This window comes from Idiomarina sp., assembly GCF_048265525.1.
GTDB lineage: Bacteria > Pseudomonadota > Gammaproteobacteria > Enterobacterales > Alteromonadaceae > Idiomarina.
Genome location: NZ_JBLXBI010000001.1, coordinates 186348 through 211737, shown reverse-complemented (window position 1 = coordinate 211737; position 25390 = coordinate 186348). Strand labels below are relative to the sequence as shown.

The window sequence follows — 25390 nt, the reverse complement described above, 5'->3', positions numbered from 1 at the left end:
TATCTTATTGATGAGTTTTTTGCTCGTGAGTCAGCTTGCTCACGCTGATGTCTCTGAAGTTACCGCAACGGTCGATCGCAACCCGGTTACGGCCAACGAGTCCTTTGTTTTAACGGTAACCGTTGACGACGATGTGACTAACGACAGCTTTTCGCCATCTAAACTACTAAAAGACTTTGTTGTGGGCAGAACTTCGGTCAGCCGTCAGACGTCAATGATTAACGGTAAACTGAGCAAACAGACGCGTTTTACAACCGTACTCATTCCCCAGTCTGCCGGGGACTATAAAATTCCCGAAATTAGCATAGCTGGAGCCTCATCGGATCCTATTTCACTGCAAGTTCTGGAGCCCGGTAATAATCAGGATAATGAACAAAAAGTCGCTTTCCTTGAGGCTCAGGTAGACAGTCAGCAAGTCTATTTACAGCAGCCTATCACCTATGTTGCGCGGTTATTTCTTGCTGCCGACTTGAACAAGGGAAACTTAATACCGCCTGAAGCAGAGAATGCCGACATTCAGCAAATAGGCAGGGATGAAGAAAGCACTGAAATGGTGAATGGCAGGCGCTATAAGGTTTATCAGCGTGTTTATCAAATAACGCCAAGCAAGTCCGGTTCTTTAAGTATTACAGGAGCCCGTTTCGATGGTGAAGTTTTCACTCAGGGCCAGCGTTCTATCTTTTCATCTTTTTCCAATACGCAGCCTGTCAGCACCATTGCTGAAGCTATAGAGGTTGAGGTGCAGGCCGTTCCAGATAATTGGCAAGGCCATTGGTTACCCAGCGAGCTTGTCAGTGTTTCCCAGTCTGTCTCGCCTGAACAAGACAGTTATACCGTAGGCGAACCCTTTACGGTTTCTTATATGCTGACTGCTGTTGGTGTGAAGCCAGAGCAATTACCGGACATTCAACCCGATTTTCCCGATACGGTAAGAGTTTATCCGGATGGCGATGAGACGGATCAGTTTAGCCGTAACGGCGTTATTATTTCTCAAAAAACAATAAGCTTTGCTATCGTTCCTAATCAGCCTGGGCCGTTAAAAATTCCAGCGCTAAGCATCCCCTGGTTTAATACCAAAACAGGTTCATCTGCATCGGCAAAAACCAAAGAGCTTAACTTCTCTGTTGCAATGGGCGACGGCATGCAGTCTATTCCGACGCCAAATGGTAATGCCGAAGCTCCTGCTGCTGAAAAGCAACCAGAAAAGGATGAGAAGCAGGCTTCGACTGAGGTGAAAGCCCAATCAGCTGAATGGAATATCTGGGTAATAAGTTTACTTGCCCTTGCATTGGTTATTTCGCTCATACTGAACGTCTACCTTCTTTGGCATAAAGGCACAATCTCTCAGAGTAGAGTATCGTCGCGTAAACCGGAAGAAACACCGCGTAACCTCAATAAAGACAATTTCTGGAGAGAATTTCAGCTTGCCTGCCGTAACAATAATGCGCAAGAAGCAAAAGACTCTCTATTAAAGTGGGCAAACCGATATTTTGAGCGTTCGTTTAACAGCTTAACAGAGCTGTCCCAGTACCTTTCGATAGAAGCTTCATGCTCAAGCTTGCAGCAAAGTCTCTACCATCCGGGGGCTACCCCATGGCAGGATGGTAAAGTGCTTTATAAAGACGTTAAAGCCTCTATAGAGAGCAGAAAAAATAAAACAACGACCAAGAACAAGAACGTGTTGCCTAATTTATATAACAATAGTTGATAAAAACTTTCCGCAATAGCAATAAAAAAGGCTCAGACTTTTTACGGTCTGAGCCTTTTTCTTGAGATATTAACCTTTACCGAGTCGATAAACGTTGAATATCTGCGTCCGTTTTTAAATTATTGATGAACGCTTGTAACATCACCTGAGCTTGACGGTTCTGCATCTGACTCTTTAACTCATCAAGCTGGTTATCGTCAGCACTTCCCGGAGAAACTTCGGTCAACGCGACAACAGCAGCATCGCCATTTGGCAAGGCAACCGTATTAAAAACACTCTCGTCGCTAGCTGAAGGAGACATCGAGAACAACTCTTGTACTATGGCTCGCGGATATTCGTCGCTATTTCGCTCTACGCTGTCCACCCAGACAATGTCGTCACTAACCTCATCGCCGTTTTCCCATGCCTGCAACCATTCATCCGCCTGCTCGAGTGCCAGCTGCTGAGCTTTTTCTACGCGCAACTGCGAAACGATTTGTTCACGAACTTCGTCCAGATCCTTTACACGCTCTGGTTGATGATCCGTTACGCGCACAACAAGAGAACGGTCATCCGGCGTCTCGATGATGTCACTATTCAGTTTCTCTTTAATTAACTCTTCCGAAAATAAGTTATTGAGAATCACATCATCACTTAATGAAGTAGGCGCTCGCTCACGAGTAAATAAATCGGAGCGACGTACAGTAGCACCAATTTCTTCTGCGGCAGGTTCTAAAGTGTCAGGTTGCTCAAAACTAATTTCCGCTAGTTTCTGTTGTTTTTCAAAATAGCGGTCTTCCGCTTTTTCGGTCAACAGTTGCTGACGCACTTCGTCTGCCACTTCGCTAAATGGTGTGACTGAGCCTTCGCGTAAATCGGTCAGTTTAATAATGTGGTAACCAAAACTGGTTTCCACAACACCGGATAAGTCACCAACACTTTGCAACTCAAAAGCAGCGGCGTCGAAGTCTTCATCCATCATACCGGCTTCTATCCAGTCAAGATCGCCACCCTGCTCTGCCGAGAACGTGTCATCTGAATAAGTCTGCGCTACTTCCGAGAAGTCCGCACCTTGTTCGAGTTCAGCAAGCGCTTCTTCAGCTTTCTCTTTAGCGTTATCAGTATCAAACTCAATCAGAATATGAGACACACGGCGCTCTTCTTCCGTTGAATATTGCTGTTGACGCTCATCATAATACTGACGTACTTCTTCGTCTGAAATTTCGACTTCAGACTCTACAGCAGCTAACGAAAGCTCCACATAAGCAACGCTAAGTTTTTCCTGAGTCCGGAACATATCTTGATTTTGCTGATAGAAGTTTTCAATATCCTGCTCTGCAATCTCTACCTGCTCTTCGAAGTTTTCATTGCGAGCTATCAGGAAGCCGCCTGAACGCGACTGGCTTTGTAAGCGCATAAACGCAATAGCTTCGGGCTCCAGCACGAACTCAGTTGCAGACAGGCCACGTAGCAATTGATTGCGCGTCATATCTTGCTGCATAACCTTAGCAAAAGCTTCAGGACTGTAACCAGCATTGCGCAACGCCATTAGATAGACATCGTTATCGAATTGTCCAGCAGTGCGAAATTGAGAAATATCACGGATTGCAGCTTTTACCTGCGCAGGACCTACTCTCATCCCGTTATCTTCAGCGTATTGCACTAAAAGCTCTTGTTCGATGAGTTGCTCTAATACTCCGCTACGTAAATTACGCATATAGTTTGGATCGGAAGTAATAGCAGAAAACATATCACCAAACTGCTCTTGCAAGCGGCTACGCTCGTTTTCATAAGCACGATCGTAGTCACTACGAGGAATTTCTTCTCCATTAACTTTTGCGACAGCATCTTCTGTGTCACTAGTGATATAACCACCAACACCTGCTAATGCAAAAGTTAGAATGATTAACACAAGAATGGCCTTAGCAGTATAACTCTGCGAGCCTTCCCGAATCCGCTCTAACATAATAAGGCTTTCCTTATTTAACCTGAATAAACAACGTCACATTATAAGGTGATTCGTTTTAAAACTCACCATTCATACAAAAAAATAACCCGAGGTTTTATAAACCTCGGGCTACTATTATTATTCTTTAAAAAAAGCGCTAATGCGCTTTAATTAATTTACTGCGTCTTTCAGTGCTTTACCTGCTTTAAAAGAAGGAACTTTAGCAGCAGCGATCTGGATAGTCTCACCCGTTTGAGGGTTACGACCAGTACGAGCAGAACGCTCACGCACGCTAAACGTACCGAAGCCAACTAATGCGACTTGGTCATCTTTTTTTAGAGCATCAGTTACTGCATCGATCATAGAGTCCAGAGCACGACCAGCAGCAGCCTTAGAAATATCTGCACCTGCCGCGATTTTGTCAATAAGCTGAGACTTGTTCACAGTATCATCCCCTTAGATTGTTATTATCAAGTTTCCGTGGTTCCATTCGGATTTTAAAATGGGCCAGAACGGTTATATCAAGCTTGATTTAATTGTTCAAGCACCATTAGTCCAAATGGCTTTCCTATCCAGCTGTTCGTATGTCATACATGTGAATCAGCTATAAACTCTAGGCTACCACAGTCTTTTAGATTGAAAACCCTTTTTACTCACTTTTTAACGAAAAAATGCGGTCTGAAGCATGATTTCTCATCCGCAGGCCGCATTCTAGTGCTCGAATATGACTTTAGTATTACTCCGCTGGTTAATCCTTAACCAAGGCGACATCCAATACTTCATCAATCCATTTTACCGGCTGAATCACTAAATCTTCTTTTACGTTATCAGCAATTTCTTTTAAGTCGCGTTCATTCTCTTTAGGAATTAACACATGCTTAATTCCGCCCCGGTGAGCAGCCAGTAACTTCTCTTTTAACCCACCAATGGCAAGAACTTCACCGCGCAACGTAATTTCGCCAGTCATCGCGACATCAGAACGCACAGGTTTTCCTGTTAACGACGACACCATAGCTGTCACCATAGCGATACCGGCACTGGGTCCATCTTTTGGCGTAGCGCCTTCAGGTACGTGCACATGAATATCGCGTTTTTCATGGAAGTCTTCCGCAATACCCAGCTTGTCAGCACGGCTACGAACCACTGTCAGAGCAGTCTGAATCGACTCCTGCATAACATCGCCCAACGAGCCCGTCGTGGTCGTCTTTCCTTTACCGGCCACGTTCGTCGCTTCGATAGTTAGCAAGTCACCACCGACTTCAGTCCATGCCAAGCCAGTAACCTGACCCACTTGGTTGGCTTCTTCAGCTTTGCCGTAATCAAACCGTTGCACGCCCAAGTAGTCGCTCAGGTTGTCGCCGGTAATCTCAACATGCTTTATCGATTTATCCAGCAAAATTTGCTTAACCGATTTACGGCACAGACGAGATAATTCACGCTCAAGATTACGCACCCCGGCTTCGCGGGTGTAATAACGGATAATGCCGATAATAGCGCTGTCCTGAACTGTTATTTCTTTTTCTTTTAAACCGTTACGGCCAATTTGCTTGCTTAGCAAATGTCGCTTCGCAATATTTAACTTCTCTTCTTCGGTGTAACCCGACAAGCGAATCACTTCCATGCGGTCTAATAATGGCGCAGGAATATTCATACTGTTAGATGTCGCCACAAACATGACATCTGATAAATCGTAATCCACTTCAAGATAATGGTCATTGAAGTTAATGTTTTGCTCTGGATCCAGCACTTCAAGCAATGCAGAAGCCGGGTCACCGCGCATATCAGCTGACATTTTGTCAATTTCATCTAACAGAAACAGCGGATTACGTACGCCAACTTTTGACATTTTTTGGATCAATTTACCCGGCATAGAACCAATATAAGTACGACGGTGACCACGAATTTCTGCTTCATCGCGCACGCCGCCTAATGCCATACGCACATACTCACGCCCCGTAGCCTTCGCTATCGACTGTCCCAGCGATGTTTTACCTACGCCCGGAGGGCCCACTAAACAAAGGATCGCACCTTTCACTTTGGTGGTTCGCTGTTGTACCGCAAGATACTCAATAATACGTTCTTTAACTTTCTCTAGCCCGTAGTGGTCAGCATCTAAAACTTTTTCAGCGTGGGCTAAATCCTTCTTAATACGCGAACGCTTTTTCCATGGAACCGATACCATCCAGTCGATATAACCGCGTACGACAGTTGCTTCCGCTGACATGGGTGACATCATTTTTAATTTTTGCAGCTCAGCTTCAGTCTTTTTCTTCGCTTCTGCCGGCATCTTAGCGTCATCGATTTTTTTCTGTAACTGCTCAAATTCATCGACGCCATCTTCGGTTTCACCAAGCTCTTTCTGAATGGCTTTCATTTGCTCATTCAAATAATATTCGCGCTGGCTTTTTTCCATCTGTTTTTTAACGCGGCTACGAATGCGCTTCTCTACCTGCAGAATATCAATCTCACCTTCCATTAGAGCCATCAGGTGTTCGATGCGCTCGCGGATGTCGGTAATCTCAAGAATGGCCTGCTTTTCTGCTAGTTTCAGCGGCATATGAGCAGCCATTGTATCCGCTAAGCGATCACCGTCTTCAATGCCAGACAAAGACGTCAGTACTTCCGGTGGTATCTTCTTGTTTAGCTTCACATAGCCTTCGAACTGATTCAGTGCCGAACGAATAAGAATCTCTTCTTCTTTCTCCGGCAACTCTTCCGCGGCCAGGTAATGAATACTAGCCTGGAAATATTCTTCGTTATCCTGCAATTCATCCAGCTGCGCCCGCTGCTTACCTTCAACCAGCACTTTAACGGTGCCATCGGGTAGCTTCAGTAACTGTAGAACCGTCGCAACTGTGCCTACCTGATAAATATCCTCAGTAGTAGGTTCATCCACAGAAGCGTCTTTCTGAGCTGCCAGAAAAACTTGTTTATCTTCATCCATAGCAGCTTGTAAGCATCGAATCGACTTTTCCCGACCGACAAACAGCGGTATCACCATATGCGGGTATACCACAACATCTCTCAACGGCAGAACCGGCATCGTTAATTGTTCGGTGCGCTCTTCGCTCATTAAATTCTCTCCCGACCTAGGTTTACTTTGTAATATGCGGTCTTTACCTGAAAGTTCAATCCTTGACAGAAAAAAAGGGCCTTTCCGGCCCTTTTTCGAACACTTTTAATACAGTTTCAGATTATTCGCCCGAAGCCTGCTTATTTTTCTGCTGATTCGCGTAAATTAGAATAGGATCGGATTCACCAGCGATTACCGACTCATCCACCACAACTTTCGCGACCCCTTCAATAGAAGGCAGTTCATACATAGTACCCAACAGAACACCTTCAACAATGGAACGTAAACCACGAGCACCTGTTTTGCGAGCCATGGCTTTTTTCGCGATAGCTCTTAAAGCGTCTTCACGAAACTCCAGTTCAACATCTTCCATTTCAAACAAAGCTGAATACTGTTTGGTTAACGCATTCTTTGGTTCACGCAAAATTTCAATCAGCGCTTCTTCATCTAGCTCATCTAACGTAGCCACAACCGGTAAGCGACCAATGAACTCGGGAATTAAACCATAGCGAACCAAATCTTCCGGTTCTACTTTAGCAATAATTGCCCCTTCTTCACTTTGCGTCTTACTCTTAACTTCTGCTCCAAAACCAATACCGGTTCCGGTAGACAGGCGTTGCTCGATAACTTTATTCAAGCCTGCAAAAGCACCACCACAAATAAACAGAATTTTTGATGTGTCGACTTGTAAAAACTCTTGTTGAGGATGTTTCCGGCCACCTTGTGGCGGAACAGAAGCAACGGTTCCTTCAATCAATTTCAGCAAGGCTTGTTGTACGCCTTCGCCACTGACATCGCGAGTAATCGACGGATTGTCCGACTTACGGGAAATCTTATCAATCTCATCGATATAGACAATACCACGCTCTGCTTTCTCAACGTCGTAATCACACTTCTGTAAAAGTTTCTGAATAATATTTTCAACGTCTTCGCCAACATAGCCCGCTTCGGTTAACGTTGTTGCATCCGCCATAGTAAATGGCACATCCAAATAACGTGCTAAGGTTTCAGCCAGGAACGTTTTTCCTGAGCCTGTCGGCCCAATTAGCAGGATGTTACTTTTGCCAAGCTCAACTTCCTGCTTCGCTGAACCCCGTAAGCGTTTGTAGTGATTATATACAGCTACTGATAACACCTTTTTGGCGCGATCCTGACCAATAACATAGTCGTCTAAATTCTTACGAATAGCTTTTGGCACAGGCAACTCATCCTGATCCGGAACCGGAGACAGTTGATGAATTTCTTCTTTTAGAATGTCATTGCATAGCTCAACGCATTCATCACAAATGAACACGGACGGTCCTGCAATAAGCTTCTTAACTTCGTGCTGACTTTTGCCACAAAAAGTGCAATATAGCGGCTTATCGCCGTCACCTTTGGACTGATCCGTCATGCTTTTCTCCTAACTGCTCTGTGCCAACTCAGGACTCTTCGCCACGCTGACGTAAAATACCATCAACCAGGCCGTAATCGATTGACTCTTCTGCCGATAAAAAGTGATCGCGATCGGTGTCTCTGGCCACCTTCTCGTAATCCTGACCTGTGTTCTCCGCTAACATACGGTTTAAGCGCTCTTTCAGATCCAAAATTTGTTTCGCATGAATTTCAAAATCTGACGCTTGTCCCTGGAATCCACCCAAAGGCTGGTGAATCATCACTCGGGAATTAGGCAGACAATAACGTTTACCCTGAGCACCACCAGCTAACAGAAATGCTCCCATACTAGCTGCTTGTCCCATACATACGGTGCTAACGTCCGGCTTAATAAAACGCATGGTATCGTAAATAGCCATACCAGCCGTCACTACGCCACCAGGCGAATTAATGTACAGATAAATGTCTTTATCAGGATTATCTGATTCTAAAAACAGTAGCTGAGCCACAATGAGATTAGCCATGTGGTCTTCTACCTGACCACAACAAAAAATGACACGTTCTTTTAAGAGACGTGAGTAGATGTCGTAAGAGCGCTCACCTTTCGAAGTCTGCTCGACGACCATAGGGACTAGCTGTGCCATTGGATCCTGAATATCGCTCGACATGTTTTATAAAGCTCCTGAAATAAAAATGGCTCGTATGAGGTCATACGAGCCATTAAACCAAGCTGTAGCGGGACCCGTCAAGGATTCCGTTACACGAGATTACTGCTGCTTCGGATTCATGATGTCATCAAAGCTCGCTTTTTTGTCTTTAACCGAGGCTTTTTCCAACACGAATTCGATTGCTTGCTCTTCCAACGCTAAGTTACGGACTTGCTGCATCATATCGTTGTTTGACTTGTAGTATTCCACAACTTCCTGCGGATCTTCATAAGCAGAAGCTGCAGTTGCGATGATTTCATCAACTTTCTCATCATCAGCTTTAAGTTCATTACCACGAATAACTTCACCTAATAACAAACCAACTTTAACACGCTCTTTCGCTTGTTCTTCGAACAGCTCAGCCGGTAAGTCAGGCATTTGTTCAACATTACCACCGAAACGTTGAGCAGCTTGCTTACGCAACTGATCAATTTCCTGGTCGATCATTGATTTAGGCATTTCAACGTCGTTGTTTTCAACAATACCTTTCAGTACTTGTTCTTTAACTTTTGCTTTCACTGCGTTTTTCAGCTCGCGTTCCATGTTTTTGCGAACTTCTTCTTTCAACGCTTCAACGCCGCCTTCTTTCACACCGAACAATGCAACGAACTCATCGTTTAGCTCAGGCAGGTCACGTGCTTCAACTTTCTTAGCAGTTACCACAAATTGCGCTTCTTTACCTTTCAGATTTTCAGCGTGGTAATCTTCCGGGAAAGTGACTTCGATAGTCTTTTCTTCGCCCGCTTTAATTCCTTTGATTTGATCTTCAAACCCGGGAATCATACGACCTTCACCCAGCTCAAGCGCGAAGTCGTCAGCTTTACCGCCTTCAAATTCTTCACCGTCAATAGAACCAACGAAATCCATAGTGACACGGTCACCCTTTTTGGATTTACGCTTAACTTCTTTCCAGTCAGCGTGTTGCTTCTGCAACGTTTCCAGCATGTTGTCGACGTCTTTCTCGGTGACTTCAACAGCAGGCTTTTCAACTTTTACTTTGTCCAGGTTCTGTACTTCTACTTCTGGATACACTTCGAACGTAGCCGTGAACTCAAGATCTTTACCTGGCTCATTGACTTTAGGTTCAATTGCAGGTGCGCCAGCAGGGTTCAGTTTTTCCTGCATAACAGCTTCAAAGTACTTACTTTGCATGATACTTGACGCTGCACGTGAACGGGCTTCGCGACCAAACAGCTTTTGTAATACGTTTGGTGGAATTTTTCCTTTGCGGAAACCATTCACACGACGATGGCGATATTCTTCTTTTAATAAGCGTTTTACTTCGCTATCAATTGTATCTGCCGGGACTGTAACAGTCACACGACGTTCTAAACCTTGAGTTGTCTCTACAGAAACCTGCATTGCTTCATTACCTCGGTTTCAATCAATGAATGTTACGCGCATCAACTTATCATTATAAAAATGAGATACGGCAACGGCGTTGACCTTTAAAAATGACGCAGCATTATAGCGAGGTGACCGCCCGGAGTCGAGCCCCCGAGCGGCAATTTTTAGGCTTCACTTTAACGGAAGGAAAAATAACTAAGATTTGTCTTTAAGCTCAAGGAGTAGATTGTTGATTTCGCCCAGTTTATCCGGTTTGTCCCCGGCCATGTTTTCTTGATCGGCGACTTCGGTTTCCAATTCATCATAACGCCACTGCGTCAGCACTTCGATTTTCTGCTCGTTTGAAAGCTCAGGATCGTTTGCCACGTCTTGCGGAGAATCAAACGCTTCAGCGGGATTCTTTAAACTTTTCTTAAAGTCCATAACAATAGCTCCAGCCAAGGATTAACAACAAAATCTTTTGATTAAGTATTAGATAAATGTAGCAGTAGTGGCTGAAAAGAAAAAGGGGAATTAGTGTAATGGTCGGCGATGCAGGATTTGAACCTGCGACCCCTTGGACCCAAACCAAGTGCGCTACCAAACTGCGCTAATCGCCGATATACAGGATGTTACTTCAAAAGAAATGGGGTGGATGATGGGACTTGAACCCACGACAACCGGAATCACAATCCGGGGCTCTACCAACTGAGCTACACCCACCACTGAGTGATTTCTTTGGCGCGTTATGGCGCACCCGGCAGGATTCGAACCTGCGACCCACGGCTTAGAAGGCCGTTGCTCTATCCAACTGAGCTACGGGCGCATATCGAACCAATAAACCGTCAAGAGAATGGTCGGCGATGCAGGATTTGAACCTGCGACCCCTTGGACCCAAACCAAGTGCGCTACCAAACTGCGCTAATCGCCGAATTTCTCCGAAAGCCGTGTCAGACGCAGCTTTTAAAAACACTATTGCTGGTCGACAACGGTGGCGAATATTACCTGCTGAAGACTGACCCGTCAAACTTTTTTTCTGTTATCGATGCCGACTGGCTACTTTTACAACAACCTGACGACTAAACCAACAACCGGTGACATTCAGGGCAGAAAAAAGTTACAATGCGCTTGTATATCACCTTGAATTCTCTCATCTTTGGGAACGTCATTATGCCAGCTCAAATTATCGATGGTAAAACCATCGCTGCCACTGTTCGCCAATCGGTCAAACAGCAAGTAAAAGAACGCCTTGATTCCGGCTTACGGGCGCCTGGGTTAGCTGTTGTCCTGGTCGGAAGCGACGCCGCTTCAGAAGTTTACGTGGGCAACAAGCGTCGTGCCTGTGAAGACGTTGGTTTCCGCTCGTTTGATTACGACTTGCCAATAACCACTACACAGGAAGAACTTGAAAAGCTCATTGAAGAACTGAACGATGACGACGCCATTGATGGCATTTTAGTTCAGCTTCCGTTGCCTGCAGGTCTGGATGCAACACCGATTTTAGAGAGAATTCGGCCGGATAAAGATGTCGACGGCTTTCACCCTTTTAATATCGGACGCTTGTCACAACGTATTCCTGCTTTGCGCCCCTGTACCCCCAAGGGCATTATGACACTGTTAGAACACACACAAGTCGACTTACACGGTTTAAATGCAGTGGTTGTCGGTGCATCGAATATTGTTGGTCGTCCAATGAGTCTGGAATTATTACTGGCCGGAGCAACAACAACGGTGTGTCATCGCTTTACCAAAGACTTATCCGATCATGTAAAGCGTGCCGATATCGTCGTTGTTGCAGTAGGCAAAGCGGAGTTCATACCAGGCGAGTGGATTAAGCCTGGAGCCATTGTCATAGATGTAGGAATGAATCGCCTGCCCGATGGTCGGTTAACCGGTGACGTAGAATTCTCTGTCGCTGCCGAAAGAGCTGGCTGGATCACTCCAGTTCCCGGCGGCGTTGGCCCCATGACAGTTGCTTCGTTAATTGAGAACACATTACAGGCCTGTGTCGATTATCACGACGTTCGTTAAGTTTTATTGTTGTCGGTAGCCGCTTAACATGACATGTTGAGCGGTATTCGATAACCCCCACAACGGTTTATCGAATAAAGTGCTTCGACCTGCACAGTAAGTCGCAGCTTTTGAATCTGAGAGTAAACTCTGCGTTGCTGCCAGAAAATCAGCAGCAATTGGAATTTCCAGTGGCAAGCACCAATAAGTTTCAATGACCAGAACGCGTGCCTGATGCCATTCCTCGGAGGCGTTATCTCCAGCCCGGGCATGATAATGATCGACCGAAATTTCCAATACATCTTTTTGCAATTCATTATCCCAACGCCAGTCGGAAAACTGACGAAAATCATCAGTACTGGGCGAGAGAACCTTTAATTGTCCAAACCGCGAGAAATGCAGTCGCTGTTTAGCTATCGACTCGGCCGCCGCGGCTATTTTGTTATCTATGTCCAGTTGTGGTTTTAAACCGGCCATTCCTGCCGCCAGCGTGTTCACCATGGCATTATTGTTACCATGGTTAAGGCTTCCCGCTCTCACAGCATACTGATTCGCTACCGTGAGTGTTTGCTGCGCCCACCAAATAAAGAGAGCCTGAACAAAAGTAAAAACGCAGGCGACGATAACAGGCCAGACGACCAGCAGTTCAACACTCGCCTGACCGGATTGTTTTTTCAGTATTTTAACGGGGTTCAGAAAAGAAAAACCCGCTGCCGAAAAAGCAGCGGGAAGTGTTATGCTCAAGCGAGACAATAACATTAGGACCTCCGTGTCCGGTGTGCCGTGTCCTTCAATAGACACGGCTCTATGTTAGTCCAGCTTTTATCTTTTAACTATTGGCAAAATGAGTGTTTGCCCGTAAGTTTTTAGCTACTTTTCCTCAACTTTCCATTTACCGCTACGGTAGAACGCCTTCCACCCCGTTTGTTTCTTCTTAATTTCAGTTACAACGTACTGTTCTTTATTTTTTCTTGAAAAACGAACAATAGCATCGTTACCGTCATCATCTTCCTTAGGAGCTTCTGCCAGGTACTTGAATTTTTCCGGTAAACGATCTTTAAACTGAGCCAGTTCTTTTACCGTTACCGCCCGAGTTTCTCTCGATTTAGGGAAGGTATTGGCCGATAGAAAAATACCGGAGGCACCGTCTCTTAATACAAAATAAGCATCCGACTCTTCACAAGGCAACTCAGGTAACGGCACAGGGTCTTCTTTCGGTGGCGCAGCTTCTCCGCTTCGCAGTAATTTCCGGGTGTTTTTGCACTCACTGTTAGTACATCCAAAGTACTTACCAAAACGTCCCGTTTTTAACTGCATTTCAGAACCACACTTATCGCATTCAATGGTGGGTCCGTCATAACCCTTAATGCGGAAAGTCCCCTCTTCAACCAGTTGACCGTCACATGTCGGGTTATTACCACAAACGTGTAATTTACGCTTTTCGTCAATAAGGTAACTGTCCATTGCGGTGCCACATTTAGGACAACGCTTCTTGGCCCGAAGCGCTTCAGTTTCACGCTCTTCTTCGTCAGTCACCTCTATAGCTTCTTCGCCCGGTGTCAGGTTAAGCGTTTTGGTACAACGCTCTTTGGGCGGCAGGTTATAGCCAGAACAGCCAAGGAATACCCCCGTGGAAGCTGTTCTTATTCCCATTTTACGACCACATTCAGGGCAGTCAATATCGGTAAGAACCATGCTGTTCTCACGCATGCCGCCCTCAGTCGGTTCCAGTTCAGCTTTTTCCAGACGCTCTTTAAAGTCGGCATAAAACTTATCCAGAGTCTCTTTCCAGTCCCGCTTTCCGGCGGCAATATCATCCAGAGCCTGTTCCATTTCCGCCGTAAAATTATAGTTCATTAGCTCAGTAAAGTTCTCAATCAACCGATCATTGACAATTTCACCCATTTTCTCAGCAAAGAACCGACGGCTCTCAACCCGAACATAACCGCGATCCTGAATGGTAGAAATAATTGAAGCATAAGTTGATGGGCGACCAATGCCTCGTTTCTCTAGTTCTTTGACTAAAGAAGCCTCGCCATAACGCGCCGGTGGCTTAGTAAAGTGTTGTTCCGGGTTCAGTTTCTCCAGCTGTAACGCATCGCCTTTTTTCACATCAGGCAAGGTCGCATCACCGTCTTTTTTACTACTGGCCGGGGGCATCACCTTTGTCCAACCGGCAAATCGCATAACGCGTCCGCGAGCTTTCAATTCAAAATCGCCGGCGGTTGCCGTCAAAGTGGTACTGTCATAACGAGCCGGTACCATTTGGCAGGCCACAAATTGACGCCAGATAAGTTCATACAAACGTTGCGCATCTCGCTCAACAGAAGCCAGTGACTCTGACTTAACCTTTACGTCTGAAGGGCGTATCGCTTCGTGCGCTTCCTGCGCATTACTTTTTGCTCCATAGCGAATAGGAGCGTCAGGTAAATAGTTTTTACCAAAATCCTTGGTAATTAATTCACGACAAGCATCGACAGCTTCAGAACTTAAATTGGTTGAGTCAGTACGCATGTACGTAATGTGACCCGCTTCATACAAACGCTGAGCCATCATCATGGTTTTCTTAACGCCAAAGCCTAATCGGGTGCTGGCGGCTTGCTGCAGAGTCGAGGTAATAAATGGTGCGCTGGGTTTGCTGGACGTCGGCTTATCTTCGCGCCCGGTAATTTCATAGCCGGCTTTTTTCAGTAGCGCTAAAGCCGCGTCAGTTTCCTGTTTATTGGACGGGCGGAAGTTTTTACCAGCCTGCTTCATCACCTGCATGCGCAGAGACTCGTCCGCAGGCGTATTTAGGTCTGCATGAACGTCCCAATACTCTTCCGGTACAAAGGCTTTAATTTCACGCTCACGTTCAACCACAAGCCTTACAGCAACAGATTGAACACGTCCTGCTGACAACCCTCGGGCGATCTTCTTCCACAGCAAGGGCGACACCATAAAACCAACGACCCGATCCAGGAAACGTCGAGTCTGCTGCGCATTAACCCGGTCGGTGTTCAGCTCTGCCGGATGCTCAAAGGCCTCCTGAATCGCTTTTTTCGTTATTTCGTTAAACACCACGCGTTTATAACGCGAGTCATCACCACCAATAAGTTCCCGCAAGTGCCAGGCTATCGCCTCCCCCTCGCGGTCCAAATCCGTTGCCAGAATAATTTCATCTGACTTTTTGGCTAACTGTTTTAGCTCTTTTACGACTTTTTCTTTTCCCTGCAGAACCTCGTAATGCGCTTCCCAGTCATTTTCCGGGTCAACCCCCATACGAGCAATCAGTCGCTTATAATCACGTTCTTTCTGGTATTTTGCCTTAGCATCCGGCGACATTTTGCGTACTTCCGCAGCCGGCTTACTCTTTATTGTCTCAGTGGCACGGGTAGGCAGATCACGGACATGACCAACACTGGACTTAACGACAAAGTCCTTACCTAAATACTTATTAATCGTTTTGGCTTTTGCCGGAGACTCGACAATGACGAGCGATTTTGCCATAGAATAATCGTTCTCTTGTTGTAGATGACCGTGTATATACGTGCTAACAGTAACAATTACAAGTGCAATTGCTCTTTAGCGGCCTTTTTTAGGTATATCGGTTATCGCTTGCAGAAACAACCGCAACTCGGTTATTTGATAAAAATTCGCACAAGTTAAATAAACAGTCACAATTAGAATAGCAAGCCAAAGTCCAGAAAAATAAAGGCTTTCAAGGCCGTTTTAAAACAGTATAATGGCAATTAAGTTTCTATTTTTAGGTGCACGATACGTGCAGGGAGTATCGACAAGTGAGCATGCAACACTTCGAAGTCAACTACGACGGTTTGGTTGGCCCAACTCATAACTACGCTGGACTATCGTTCGGCAACGTTGCCTCTTTAGCTAATGCAAAAGCAACTTCCAGCCCCAAACATGCTGCCCTGCAAGGTCTGAAAAAAATGAAAGCCTTGCACGATATGGGAATGAAGCAAGGCGTTTTAGCACCACAGGAACGCCCGGATATTTTTGCATTACGTCGTCTGGGCTTCCACGGTACTGATTCCGAGGTGTTGTACCGCGCAGCAACCGGAGCACCAGCTATATTTCAGGCCGTTTGCTCCGCTTCAAGTATGTGGACAGCCAATGCCGCGACGGTCTCGCCAAGTGCAGATACCGCCAACGGGAAAGTGCATTTTACCCCGGCTAACCTGACCAATAAGTTTCACCGTTCGTTAGAACCGCAAACCAGTGGCCGTATTCTGCAGGCAATGTTTAATAATGGTCGTTATTTTGAGCACCATACACATTTACCGGATAACGAGCATTTTGGCGATGAAGGCGCGGCGAACCACACCCGCTTGTGTCGTGAATATGGTCATGCCGGAATTGAGCTGTTTGTTTTTGGCCGTTACGCCTTCGACAGTTCCAAGCCAGCGCCTAAGCGCTTTCCGGCAAGACAAACTCTGGAAGCCTCTCAGGCAATTGCCCGGTTGCATGGTTTAAGTGAAGACAATACCGTTTACATTCAACAGAACCCTGATGTCATTGACCAGGGCGTATTCCATAATGATGTTATCGCAGTCGGCAACCAGAATGTGCTTTTTTATCACGAGCAGGCCTTTGCAGATACTGAGTCGAAATTAGCAGAAATTCAACGTAAATTCGGCGAAAACCCACTACATTTCATTAAAGTTGGTACAGAACAAGTTAGCATTCAGGACGCAGTAAATACCTATTTATTCAATACTCAGTTAATTACACCGCCCGACGGCCAAATGACCATTATCGCTCCTACGGAGTGTCAGGAAAACGATAATGTCCGTTCCTATCTTGAGCAGCTAACGCAAAGCGCCGACAGCCCAATTAAGCGGGTTGAGTACTTTGATGTGAAACAGAGTATGCGCAACGGTGGCGGTCCAGCCTGTTTGCGTTTACGTGTTGCTTTAAACGATGAAGAAATAGCAGGTGCAAACCAGAATTGTCTAATGTCTGATGGGCTATTTAATCGTTTGAATCAGTGGGTAGAGAAGCATTACCGTGACGAATTAGCGGTCGATGATTTACGTGACCCTGCGCTATTGGAAGAATCGCGTACGGCACTAGATGAGTTAACACAAATTATGAAGCTGGGTTCAGTGTATCCATTCCAGCAAGACTGAGCGCCAAGCGCTCAGTCTTTTATTTCAGAATAAATTAATCGTTGTCGTTGTGAAGTTCGAGGTTGGCGTCTTCTGAGCCGTCACGATCGGATCTTGCAACGTCGTTACGTGCCGCATGCAAACGATCCAAATATTCCTGACTCACATCACCCGTTACGTATTCACCACTGAATACCGAGGTATCAAAACGTTTAATAGAACGATTTTCAGCTCCTACTGCTTCAATTAAGTCGTCAAGATCCTGATAAATGAGACCATCAGCTTTAATTATGTCACGAATTTCCGTTGCTTCACGTCCGTGACCAATAAGCTCATTAGCGCTTGGCATATCAATGCCGTAAACGTTCGGGAAGCGAATTTCCGGAGCCGCTGATGCAAAATACACTTTTTTCGCACCGGCTTCACGAGCCATTTCAATTATTTGCTCTGATGTTGTTCCACGTACAATTGAATCATCAACCAGTAGAACATTTTTACCACGGAATTCCGCGCTAATGGCATTTAACTTTCGGCGTACTGATTTACGTCGCTGAGTCTGTCCCGGCATAATAAAGGTACGACCAATATAACGGTTTTTCACAAAGCCCTGGCGATAAGGCAAGTCCAGCACGCTGGCTATCTCTAAAGCGATATCACAGCTGGTTTCAGGAATTGGAATAACCACATCAATATCGAGTTCGCCGTAATCACGCTTTATCTTCTCGCCCAGCTTACGGCCCATATTAACCCGAGAGGCATAGACCGAAATGCCATCAATAAACGAGTCGGGACGCGCAAAGTACACGTACTCAAAAATACACGGACAATGTATTGGCTTATCAGCGCACTGACGAGAATACAGCTTTCCATCGTTTGTAATATAAATAGCTTCGCCAGGCTCGACATCGCGCATATATTTAAAACCGGTGCCGTCAATGGCAACGCTTTCAGAGGCAACAATGTACTCTTCGCCGTCTTCGGTATCACGTTTACCCAGAGCTAAAGGACGAATGCCCCATGGGTCACGGAATGCAACCATGCCATGACCCAGAATCATGGCTACCACAGCGTAAGAACCACGAACCTGACGGTGAACCGCGGTCATGGTGCGAAAAACGTCTTCTTCGCTCAGCGTTAAACTCTCGTTTTTATCCAGCTCATTGGCAAAAATGTTCAGCAAAATTTCCGAGTCGGAGGTGGTATTAATATGACGACGGGCCGTTTGAAACAAATGTTCCTGAACGTCAGCAGCATTAGTTAAGTTACCGTTGTGCGCCATGGCAATACCAAAAGGCGAGTTAACATAGAATGGCTGCGCTTCTGCTGAGCTCGAACTTCCGGCCGTAGGATAACGCACATGACCAATACCGACGTTACCCGACAAGCGGTGCATGTGACGCGTATGGAACACATCCCGCACCAGTCCGTTGGCTTTTCTTAAACGCAAAGTACAGTGTTCATCAACTGTCATAATACCAGCGGCGTCCTGGCCACGATGTTGAAGCATAGTTAACCCATCGTAAAGCGCTTGGTTAACGGGTTGCTTACCAACAATACCAACAATACCACACATGTCTTTTCACCTTTTTATACAGGTTGAGGGACTAAAAAACTGGAGCTGTTTTCCAGGTAACTGAAAAACCACTGAATAAATACACCGAAATGGGGAATTAACACGGACTCCTTCCACCAGTCACTGGAAGATAAGGTAGTAAAGGAGTCGATAAAGAATAATAACGCACTGACAATTAGCACTCCGCGTAAGGCACCAAAAACCAGACCAAGTACCCGGTCGGTTCCGGACAAGCCGGTGTGATGGACTAATTGAGAAAGAATATAGTTGATAATAGCGCCCAGAATAAGTGTCGCTACAAATAGAGCGGCAATAGCGGCTGCGTTTCTGACCAACGGGTCACCAATTTGGGTAAAGTATACCGCAAGATCTTCGTAGAACTGACTAGCGATGAAAAAAGCTGCTATCCAGATGGCCAGAGATACGGCTTCTTTAACGAATCCTCTTACCAGGCTGATAAGCGTAGAAAGGCCAATAACAATGATAATGGCGTAGTCAATCCAGAGCATAGTGACTCACAATTGCTGAGCTAAAGACGCGGGCGATTTTAACAGAATGCGATTCATAATGTGATTTCTTTTCGCATATATTGCAAAACTTATGGCCGGTAGGTAATGACCTTACCTTCAAGACCGGTTAACTCTTTTAATGGCGTTAATTGCTTTTCAAGTTCTGATTTAGACGTATCCGGACCAACCAATACACGAATCAAAGAGCCGCCTGAGGCTTTTTGTGAGTATGCGGCAAAACCCTTTGCCTGTAACTGAGAAATTAGTCGCTTAACGCTGTCTTCCTGACTAAAAGCACCTAACTGAATAACCCAGGCTTTACCATCGGCAGCAAACTCTGCAGGTTCGCGTGGTGGCGCCTGAACGTCGTTGTCTTCGTTAACGGGAGAGGCCTCATCTGCTGTCTTCTCAACATTTGATGACGCTTCTTCAACCGTAACGGGCTCTGCTACTGTTGTATCTGAGAGAGTTTCAGGTTTCTGTAGCTGCTCCTCTACTGCGGGCTTTAACGGAATAGTTTCCATTGGTTCCACAGGCCCTTTCTTTTCGCCATCAAGCACATCAGGAATAATGATCACGGCTAACGCCACAAGTATTAAAGTGCCAACGAGACGATTTTGCAGAGGACTGGACAAACTCAAACTCCTTTTAGGTACGCGTTAATTCTCGCTACAGTGTAAAACGAGCCGAAGCCGAAAACCAGAGCCTTACCATGATTCATTTGCCATTGCTGCGCTGCTGCTACTGCAGCAGCAAATGCCTGCTCCACAGATTCAAACAAATAACAGGATTCTGTAGGTAATTTAGCACTGGTCACCAAGTTATCCGCAGTTTCACCACGCGGTTCCGACAGTGAACCAAGATACCAGGCAGAAGCCTGAGAGCTCAATGCGTTAGCGACACCGGCATGGTCTTTATCACTTAGCATACCAACCACAGCGATAACGTTATGCTCGGGATAAAACTTACGTAAATAGCGACAGGCATAAACTGCAGCCTGCGGGTTATGCGCAACATCCAGCAAAATTTCAATACCATCAACGTTATGAGATTGCATTCGCCCGGCCAGACTTGCCTGGGTGATACCTTCACGAATAGCCGATAAGCTGACTGGTAACGGCAATTGTTCGATAGCCGCAATGGCTGTTGACGCATTGATAAGAGGCAGTTTGGGTAACGGTAAGTCATTCAATTGGGTGTTCTGACTGCGATAACTCCAGCTTTCTTTGTATTCGGTACGATGAAATTCACGCCCGACTTGATAAAGCTTAGCTCCTATACGCTCCGCGCTTTCTGCAATACTGGCCGTTGGATTTGCTTCACCGCAAATTAATGGTTTACCCGCTCTGGCAATACCGGCCTTTTCATACCCTATGTGTTCACGATTATTTCCGAGAAAAGCAATGTGATCGATGCCGATGCTGGTGACCACAGCCACGTCTGCATCAACACAGTTAACCGCGTCTAACCGCCCACCAAGACCGACCTCAAGAATAGCGACATCCGGAGACTGGCGACCCATTAACCAAAGCGCGGCTAAAGTACCGAACTCAAAATAAGTTAATGACGTATTGTTACGAGCCTGCTCAATAGCATGAAATGCTTTAACGTGTTCGGAGTCCGGCAATTCTTGCGCATTAACCCGAACCCGCTCGCGATACTCGGTAATATGCGGTGAGGTATAAACGCCGGTAGTGTAGCCCGCCGCCTGCAGAATGGTTTCCAGATAGCAAACTGTTGAGCCTTTACCATTGGTTCCGCTAACCGTTATGACTAAAGATGCGGGCTTTAATACGCCGGCATTAGCAGCGACTCTGGCTACACGCTCCAGACCCATATCGATATTTTTCGGATGAAGATGTTCGAGGTAGGTCAACCACTCCTGCAGTGACGCTGTCGCTGCAGGAGCTGATAAAGATATTTCCGCCATTACTCGTTTACGCTTACTTCCGTAGCTTCGGTAGAAGGTAAGTTTTGCATTTTCGCCAACAAACGGGCAACAGTATCGCGCATATCACGACGGTCGGTAATCATGTCGATAGCCCCATGTTCCAGCAAGAACTCAGCGCGTTGAAAACCTTCCGGTAAGGTTTGACGAACCGTTTGCTCGATAACTCGAGGTCCGGCAAAACCGATGAGTGCTTTTGGTTCGGCAATATGAATATCACCCAACATTGCCAGACTAGCAGAAACACCACCCATGGTAGGGTCGGTTAATATCGAGATGAACGGCAGACCTTCTTCGCTCATACGGGCTAAAGCCGCAGAGGTCTTAGCCATTTGCATTAACGACATCAGAGCTTCCTGCATACGGGCACCGCCAGAGGCAGAAAAACATACCAGCGGAATACGATGCTTAAGGCAGACTTCGGCAGCCAATACAAACTTAGCCCCTACTACCGATGCCATGGAGCCGCCCATAAAGTTAAAGTCAAAGGCAACTGCGACTAAAGGAACGCCTTTTACGGTACCTTTCTCGGCAATTAAGGCATCGTTCTCACCCGTGCTTTTTTGTGCGGCAGCAATACGGTCTTTGTATTTTTTGGAATCTTTAAAGCGCAAAACGTCTTTTGGCTCTAAATCTGTGCCTATTTCTTCGCGATTGTCTTTATCCAGAAAAATATCTAAGCGGCTGCGCCCGGTGACCCGCATGTGATGATCACACTTAGGGCAAACATTAAGACTGCGTTCTAAATCAGCCTTATAAATAATATTGCCACAGGCCGTGCACTTACTCCACACGCCCTCTGGAACGCCACGTCGTTTGTTAATTTTTGGCTTCGCAAGAATTCTTTCTATCCAGCTCATACTATTCCGCCCAAAGGCTGTTATTAGTCAATTTGATGTAGCTTACATGGTACCACAAATGGGTCAAGCAAAGAGGTCATAACAGTGACTCTTAATCGCCTAGCCACAAAGGTCCCAGTGGAGCATCGGGTATATTATAGTGTTCCGGGTAGGTTACTGCCACCAGGTAAAGTCCGCCGGGTTTCGCTGTAGCAGCTGCCTTGGTGCGATCTTTTTCTCTTAGCAGTTCGCCAATCCACTCCGGCGGCTGCAGATGCTGGCCAACAACGATCAGACTGCCGACAATATTGCGCACCATATGGTGCAAAAAAGCATTCGCTGAAATATCCACGATAATATAATCGCCACGGCGTTCAATCGTTAAATCGGAAACCTTACGAAACGGCGTATGCGACTGACAATGAGATGCCCGGAAGGCAGTAAAGTCGTGTTCACCAATAAGCGCCTGAGCACCTTTTTGCATAACTTCTGCATCAAGTGGCTGATGATAGTGACTGACCCCGGCCGAATGAATACCCGGACGAAATCTGGTATTAGCAATAATATAGCGGTAACGTCGCGACGTCGCACTAAAACGCGCACTGAAATCACTGTCAACTTCTTGCGCCCAACGCACAGCAATGCCAGCTGGCAGATTACTGTTCACGCCTAACGTCCAGGCTACGTCAGCTCTTGGTACCGGGACATCAAAATGCACTATCTGCGCGGTAGCGTGAACGCCAGCATCTGTTCTGCCAGCACAGGTTACCTCAACAGGAGCATTCGCTATTTTACTCAAAGCCTCTTCAACACACTGTTGAACACTGGCTACTTCACGTTGTCGTTGCCATCCATAATAACGACTGCCGTCGTATTCAAGGCATAAGGCCATTCGCATACTACTTTATCCTACGAATCTAGTTTCTGTTGCAGCGCCTTAGCTTCATTTGCCAGCGCTTCATCATCACCTTCTGCTAATTGCTGAAGAACTTCCCGTGCTTCGTCCTCTTCGCCCATTTCAATATAGGCTCTGGCCAGGTCGAGCTGCCCCGCCGGATCATCATCTTCTGGAGCACCTTCGGCATTTCCCGACTCATCATCCGGTAAAACGTCTTTTACTGCCGACGACTGATAGCGATCGCTGTCTTCGTCTTCCTCATCGGCATCCGCCATTAAGGAGTCAATATCCACAAATTCATCATCGTCGGTAGCACTAAATGCATCAGTTTCGGCTTCGCTTTCGGTGTCGTCTTCTTCTGTAGCCGGCTCATCTTCATCGACAATATTATCCGCATTATCGGTACCGCCAAATAATGATTCTAAGTCTTTGTCCGCTTCATCTTCAGCCTGATCAAGTTCCGCATCGTCGTCCGGAACTTCTTCTTCAAGGTCATCCAGATCGTCCAGTGACTGCGTCAACTCATCCGACTCCTGCAACAACTGTTCCAGATTGTCCTCTTCGGAGTCTTCTTCTACAGGCTGACTTTCCTCCTGCGAGGTTAGCTCGGTTTCTTCCGCTTCGGGAGCCTCTTCTGGTTGAGCCTCATCAGTTTCTGGTTCACTTTCTGTTTCGGAGCTGTTTGTTTCTATGCTTTGCGCTTCCGCACTTTCCGGCTCGTCGGTCTGGCTTTCTGCAAGACCTAATTCAGCGAGAACATCATCAACCTCGCTGTCGTCAAAATCATCCGGCAACAAATCATCGTTTTCTTCATCAGATTCGCTTTCACCTTCGTCCGGCGTATCATCAGTTGCAGGCTCACCATCGCTGTCAGCTTCTTCAGGGGTTTCTGAAGGCGCGTTGTCGGACAGAATGTCATCGATATCATCGACGTCCGCTACTGCAGACTCTTCTTCTGTTGCTTCGCCTTCTTGCTCAATATCTTCTGAAACAGGTTCATCAGTGCCTGCACTCGATGACTCCGAAGACTCTTCTTCATCATTGACGGACAGGTCAATAGCCTGTTCGTCATCATCGTCGGCTTCACCAAACAAACGGTCTAGTTCATCCTGAGACAGTTCACTAGACTCTTCGTCTTCTTCATCCGGCAACACAGCCTGATCGTCGTCATCTAAATCGTCTTCTACAGCCGGTTCAGTTTCAGCTTCCGGCTTCGGTTCTTCCTTCTTGGCATCGTCTTTTCCATCGTCAAGACGAACACTCAAATCAGCGGCTTCAGGTTCGCTCGAATTTCCGGTTAACTCGGCCTCTAACGCACTTAAGTCGTCGCCTTCATCGTCAGCACTTTCTTCACCGTCAATATCGAATAAGCCATCCGTACTGTCGTTAGGCACATCACCCAGCAATTCTTTATCGAGTTCAGCCGCGGCTTCTTCTTCGGTAAGCTCTTTGCTGCTCTTCTCTTCCGGCTCTTCATCTTCCTCTACCGGTTTCGTTGAACGGCGTAAAAAGAAGAAAACAATAAGACCGATAATAAGCAGTGCCGGTAAAACCGATACCAGCAACATATTCAGAGGGCTTTGCAGCCAGTCGGAAAAACCTGACTCCTCTTCCATTTCCTCTCGGGCTTGCTGTTCAAGCATTTCTCGCTGTTGAGCTAATACCTGTTGAAACTGAACTTCAAGCTCATCGGTTTTGCTCACATTGTTGGCGAGCTCATCTAAACGCGACGCTAACGAGTCAATACGCTCCTGCAGAGACTTATTCTCTCCATACATGCGTTCAACCGCCTGCATGGACTGCTGCATGTCAGAGCGTAGTTCCTGAAAGTTTTGTTCCTGACGCTGTTCAACTTCCTGAATGGTTTGTTCAGCTTTTGCTCTGGCCTGTTCCAGTAACTGCTGCTGTTCGGCGCGAGTTTTCTGGGTGTCCTGCTGAGCTTGTGAGAGTTGTTGAGACTTGTTTTTCAACTGACCATCAACCACGACTTGCCGGCGAGCAGCTTCGGGGTTAACCATTTTGATTTCTTGCAAAGAAGGTATACGCAGGTAAAAACCATCGAGCATGCGGTTCATATTACCATCGACGAAGGCATCGTCGTTCGCCTGCACAATAGCAACCATAGTCTGATACTGAGTCACACTGGAATGAGGCTTATAACGCCGCGCAATATCCCACAGTGTATCGTTGCTGCTTATAGGCCCATAGCGCTCCTGGCCGATACGCACATCGGTTGCTTCTGAGCCTTTCTCGCCTTTTATAACGACACCATCCTGCCAACCTGCTGCAGCGACAGTCATGCTGCCGGACAACACAATGGCTGCCAGCGAGAAGTATCTCAGTACCTGCACTATCTTGGTTTTTCTCATCCTTTAGTCTCTGCCCGCGCT

Annotated in this window: 20 protein-coding genes and 4 tRNA genes; 4 read left to right on the top strand and 20 right to left on the bottom strand. The window is 46.3% G+C overall.

Features of this window, described 5'->3' with window-relative positions:
* Positions 1-25 precede the first annotated feature (25 nt).
* Entirely contained in the window at positions 26-1708 is a 1683-nt protein-coding gene (locus ACN0TF_RS00970) for a BatD family protein (protein ID WP_417440395.1), read from the top strand.
* Positions 1709-1784: 76 nt separating this feature from the next.
* Here the strand turns inward: ACN0TF_RS00970 and ACN0TF_RS00965 are convergent, their stop codons facing one another.
* The 11 genes from ACN0TF_RS00965 to ACN0TF_RS00915 form a co-directional block, all read right to left on the bottom strand.
* Positions 1785-3653, bottom strand: a complete 1869-nt coding sequence (locus ACN0TF_RS00965; protein WP_417440394.1) for a SurA N-terminal domain-containing protein — start codon at positions 3651-3653, stop codon at positions 1785-1787.
* 153 nt (positions 3654-3806) lie between these two features.
* Positions 3807-4079: a nucleoid-associated protein HU-beta gene (gene hupB, locus ACN0TF_RS00960; protein WP_011234253.1), complete on the bottom strand. Its 273-nt coding sequence runs from the start codon at positions 4077-4079 to the stop codon at positions 3807-3809.
* A gap of 304 nt (positions 4080-4383) precedes the next feature.
* Positions 4384-6708: an endopeptidase La gene (gene lon / locus ACN0TF_RS00955; protein ID WP_417440393.1), complete on the bottom strand. Its 2325-nt coding sequence runs from the start codon at positions 6706-6708 to the stop codon at positions 4384-4386.
* Positions 6709-6829: 121 nt separating this feature from the next.
* Entirely contained in the window at positions 6830-8101 is a 1272-nt protein-coding gene (gene clpX, locus ACN0TF_RS00950) for an ATP-dependent protease ATP-binding subunit ClpX (protein ID WP_417440392.1), read from the bottom strand.
* Between the two features lie 28 nt (positions 8102-8129).
* On the bottom strand, positions 8130-8750 hold the full coding sequence (clpP, locus tag ACN0TF_RS00945; protein WP_011234256.1) for an ATP-dependent Clp endopeptidase proteolytic subunit ClpP: 621 nt from the start codon (positions 8748-8750) through the stop codon (positions 8130-8132).
* A gap of 99 nt (positions 8751-8849) precedes the next feature.
* Positions 8850-10151: a trigger factor gene (tig, locus tag ACN0TF_RS00940; RefSeq protein WP_417440391.1), complete on the bottom strand. Its 1302-nt coding sequence runs from the start codon at positions 10149-10151 to the stop codon at positions 8850-8852.
* Positions 10152-10331: 180 nt separating this feature from the next.
* The gene (locus tag ACN0TF_RS00935; protein WP_011234258.1) at positions 10332-10559 is read right to left on the bottom strand and encodes a hypothetical protein; all 228 of its coding nucleotides are present in this window, start codon (positions 10557-10559) and stop codon (positions 10332-10334) included.
* Between the two features lie 99 nt (positions 10560-10658).
* A tRNA-Pro gene (locus ACN0TF_RS00930) sits at positions 10659-10735 on the bottom strand.
* A gap of 27 nt (positions 10736-10762) precedes the next feature.
* Positions 10763-10838, bottom strand: a tRNA-His gene (locus tag ACN0TF_RS00925).
* Positions 10839-10864: 26 nt separating this feature from the next.
* Positions 10865-10941, bottom strand: a tRNA-Arg gene (locus ACN0TF_RS00920).
* A gap of 28 nt (positions 10942-10969) precedes the next feature.
* Positions 10970-11046, bottom strand: a tRNA-Pro gene (locus tag ACN0TF_RS00915).
* Here ACN0TF_RS00915 and ACN0TF_RS00910 point away from each other — a divergent pair.
* Together ACN0TF_RS00910 and folD are read left to right on the top strand one after the other, a co-directional pair.
* Positions 11019-11198: a hypothetical protein gene (locus ACN0TF_RS00910; RefSeq protein WP_417440390.1), complete on the top strand. Its 180-nt coding sequence runs from the start codon at positions 11019-11021 to the stop codon at positions 11196-11198. The two genes, ACN0TF_RS00915 and ACN0TF_RS00910, sit on opposite strands and share 28 nt — an antisense overlap.
* Positions 11199-11285: 87 nt before the next feature.
* Positions 11286-12146, top strand: a complete 861-nt coding sequence (folD, locus tag ACN0TF_RS00905) for a bifunctional methylenetetrahydrofolate dehydrogenase/methenyltetrahydrofolate cyclohydrolase FolD (RefSeq protein ID WP_417440389.1) — start codon at positions 11286-11288, stop codon at positions 12144-12146.
* A gap of 3 nt (positions 12147-12149) precedes the next feature.
* On the opposite strand, the gene ACN0TF_RS00900 is transcribed toward folD, so the two are convergent.
* Positions 12150-12884 (bottom strand): TadE family protein, encoded by a 735-nt coding sequence (locus ACN0TF_RS00900; protein WP_417440388.1) that lies wholly within the window; start codon positions 12882-12884, stop codon positions 12150-12152.
* A gap of 111 nt (positions 12885-12995) precedes the next feature.
* A complete protein-coding gene (topA, locus tag ACN0TF_RS00895) occupies positions 12996-15614 on the bottom strand; it encodes a type I DNA topoisomerase (protein ID WP_417440387.1) in 2619 nt (872 codons plus the stop codon).
* A gap of 296 nt (positions 15615-15910) precedes the next feature.
* Between topA and astB the strand changes: the two genes are divergently transcribed.
* The gene (gene astB / locus ACN0TF_RS00890; protein ID WP_417441100.1) at positions 15911-17254 is read left to right on the top strand and encodes an N-succinylarginine dihydrolase; all 1344 of its coding nucleotides are present in this window, start codon (positions 15911-15913) and stop codon (positions 17252-17254) included.
* A 34-nt stretch (positions 17255-17288) separates the two neighbouring features.
* On the opposite strand, the gene purF is transcribed toward astB, so the two are convergent.
* The 7 genes from purF to ACN0TF_RS00855 all read right to left on the bottom strand — a co-directional run bounded on the left by purF (position 17289) and on the right by ACN0TF_RS00855 (position 25369).
* The gene (purF, locus tag ACN0TF_RS00885; RefSeq protein ID WP_110012641.1) at positions 17289-18806 is read right to left on the bottom strand and encodes an amidophosphoribosyltransferase; all 1518 of its coding nucleotides are present in this window, start codon (positions 18804-18806) and stop codon (positions 17289-17291) included.
* 14 nt (positions 18807-18820) lie between these two features.
* The gene (locus ACN0TF_RS00880; RefSeq protein ID WP_011234264.1) at positions 18821-19315 is read right to left on the bottom strand and encodes a CvpA family protein; all 495 of its coding nucleotides are present in this window, start codon (positions 19313-19315) and stop codon (positions 18821-18823) included.
* Between the two features lie 89 nt (positions 19316-19404).
* Complete coding sequence (locus ACN0TF_RS00875) at positions 19405-19950, bottom strand: SPOR domain-containing protein (protein WP_417440386.1); 546 nt, start codon at positions 19948-19950, stop codon at positions 19405-19407.
* 2 nt (positions 19951-19952) lie between these two features.
* Positions 19953-21245, bottom strand: a complete 1293-nt coding sequence (gene folC, locus ACN0TF_RS00870; RefSeq protein ID WP_417440385.1) for a bifunctional tetrahydrofolate synthase/dihydrofolate synthase — start codon at positions 21243-21245, stop codon at positions 19953-19955.
* Positions 21245-22123: an acetyl-CoA carboxylase, carboxyltransferase subunit beta gene (gene accD, locus ACN0TF_RS00865; RefSeq protein WP_011234267.1), complete on the bottom strand. Its 879-nt coding sequence runs from the start codon at positions 22121-22123 to the stop codon at positions 21245-21247. Before accD ends, folC begins: the two co-directional genes overlap by 1 nt.
* A gap of 91 nt (positions 22124-22214) precedes the next feature.
* Positions 22215-23000 carry a tRNA pseudouridine(38-40) synthase TruA gene (gene truA / locus ACN0TF_RS00860; protein ID WP_417440384.1) on the bottom strand — a complete coding sequence of 262 codons (786 nt, stop codon included), beginning with the start codon at positions 22998-23000 and terminating at the stop codon, positions 22215-22217.
* An 11-nt stretch (positions 23001-23011) separates the two neighbouring features.
* On the bottom strand, positions 23012-25369 hold the full coding sequence (locus tag ACN0TF_RS00855; RefSeq protein ID WP_417440383.1) for a FimV/HubP family polar landmark protein: 2358 nt from the start codon (positions 25367-25369) through the stop codon (positions 23012-23014).
* Between the last annotated feature and the right edge of the window lie 21 nt (positions 25370-25390).

What these genes read in the sequence shown, in the direction of transcription:
- ACN0TF_RS00965 (WP_417440394.1), bottom strand. Translation starts at nt 3,653, where the DNA reads ATGTTAGAGCGGATTCGGGAAGGCTCGCAGAGTTATACTGCTAAGGCC.
- lon (WP_417440393.1), bottom strand. Translation starts at nt 6,708, where the DNA reads ATGAGCGAAGAGCGCACCGAACAATTAACGATGCCGGTTCTGCCGTTG.
- clpX (WP_417440392.1), bottom strand. Translation starts at nt 8,101, where the DNA reads ATGACGGATCAGTCCAAAGGTGACGGCGATAAGCCGCTATATTGCACT.
- clpP (WP_011234256.1), bottom strand. Translation starts at nt 8,750, where the DNA reads ATGTCGAGCGATATTCAGGATCCAATGGCACAGCTAGTCCCTATGGTC.
- tig (WP_417440391.1), bottom strand. Translation starts at nt 10,151, where the DNA reads ATGCAGGTTTCTGTAGAGACAACTCAAGGTTTAGAACGTCGTGTGACT.
- ACN0TF_RS00935 (WP_011234258.1), bottom strand. Translation starts at nt 10,559, where the DNA reads ATGGACTTTAAGAAAAGTTTAAAGAATCCCGCTGAAGCGTTTGATTCT.
- folD (WP_417440389.1), top strand. Translation starts at nt 11,286, where the DNA reads ATGCCAGCTCAAATTATCGATGGTAAAACCATCGCTGCCACTGTTCGC.
- ACN0TF_RS00900 (WP_417440388.1), bottom strand. Translation starts at nt 12,884, where the DNA reads ATGTTATTGTCTCGCTTGAGCATAACACTTCCCGCTGCTTTTTCGGCA.
- topA (WP_417440387.1), bottom strand. Translation starts at nt 15,614, where the DNA reads ATGGCAAAATCGCTCGTCATTGTCGAGTCTCCGGCAAAAGCCAAAACG.
- astB (WP_417441100.1), top strand. Translation starts at nt 15,911, where the DNA reads ATGCAACACTTCGAAGTCAACTACGACGGTTTGGTTGGCCCAACTCAT.
- purF (WP_110012641.1), bottom strand. Translation starts at nt 18,806, where the DNA reads ATGTGTGGTATTGTTGGTATTGTTGGTAAGCAACCCGTTAACCAAGCG.
- ACN0TF_RS00880 (WP_011234264.1), bottom strand. Translation starts at nt 19,315, where the DNA reads ATGCTCTGGATTGACTACGCCATTATCATTGTTATTGGCCTTTCTACG.
- folC (WP_417440385.1), bottom strand. Translation starts at nt 21,245, where the DNA reads ATGGCGGAAATATCTTTATCAGCTCCTGCAGCGACAGCGTCACTGCAG.
- accD (WP_011234267.1), bottom strand. Translation starts at nt 22,123, where the DNA reads ATGAGCTGGATAGAAAGAATTCTTGCGAAGCCAAAAATTAACAAACGA.
- truA (WP_417440384.1), bottom strand. Translation starts at nt 23,000, where the DNA reads ATGCGAATGGCCTTATGCCTTGAATACGACGGCAGTCGTTATTATGGA.
- ACN0TF_RS00855 (WP_417440383.1), bottom strand. Translation starts at nt 25,369, where the DNA reads ATGAGAAAAACCAAGATAGTGCAGGTACTGAGATACTTCTCGCTGGCA.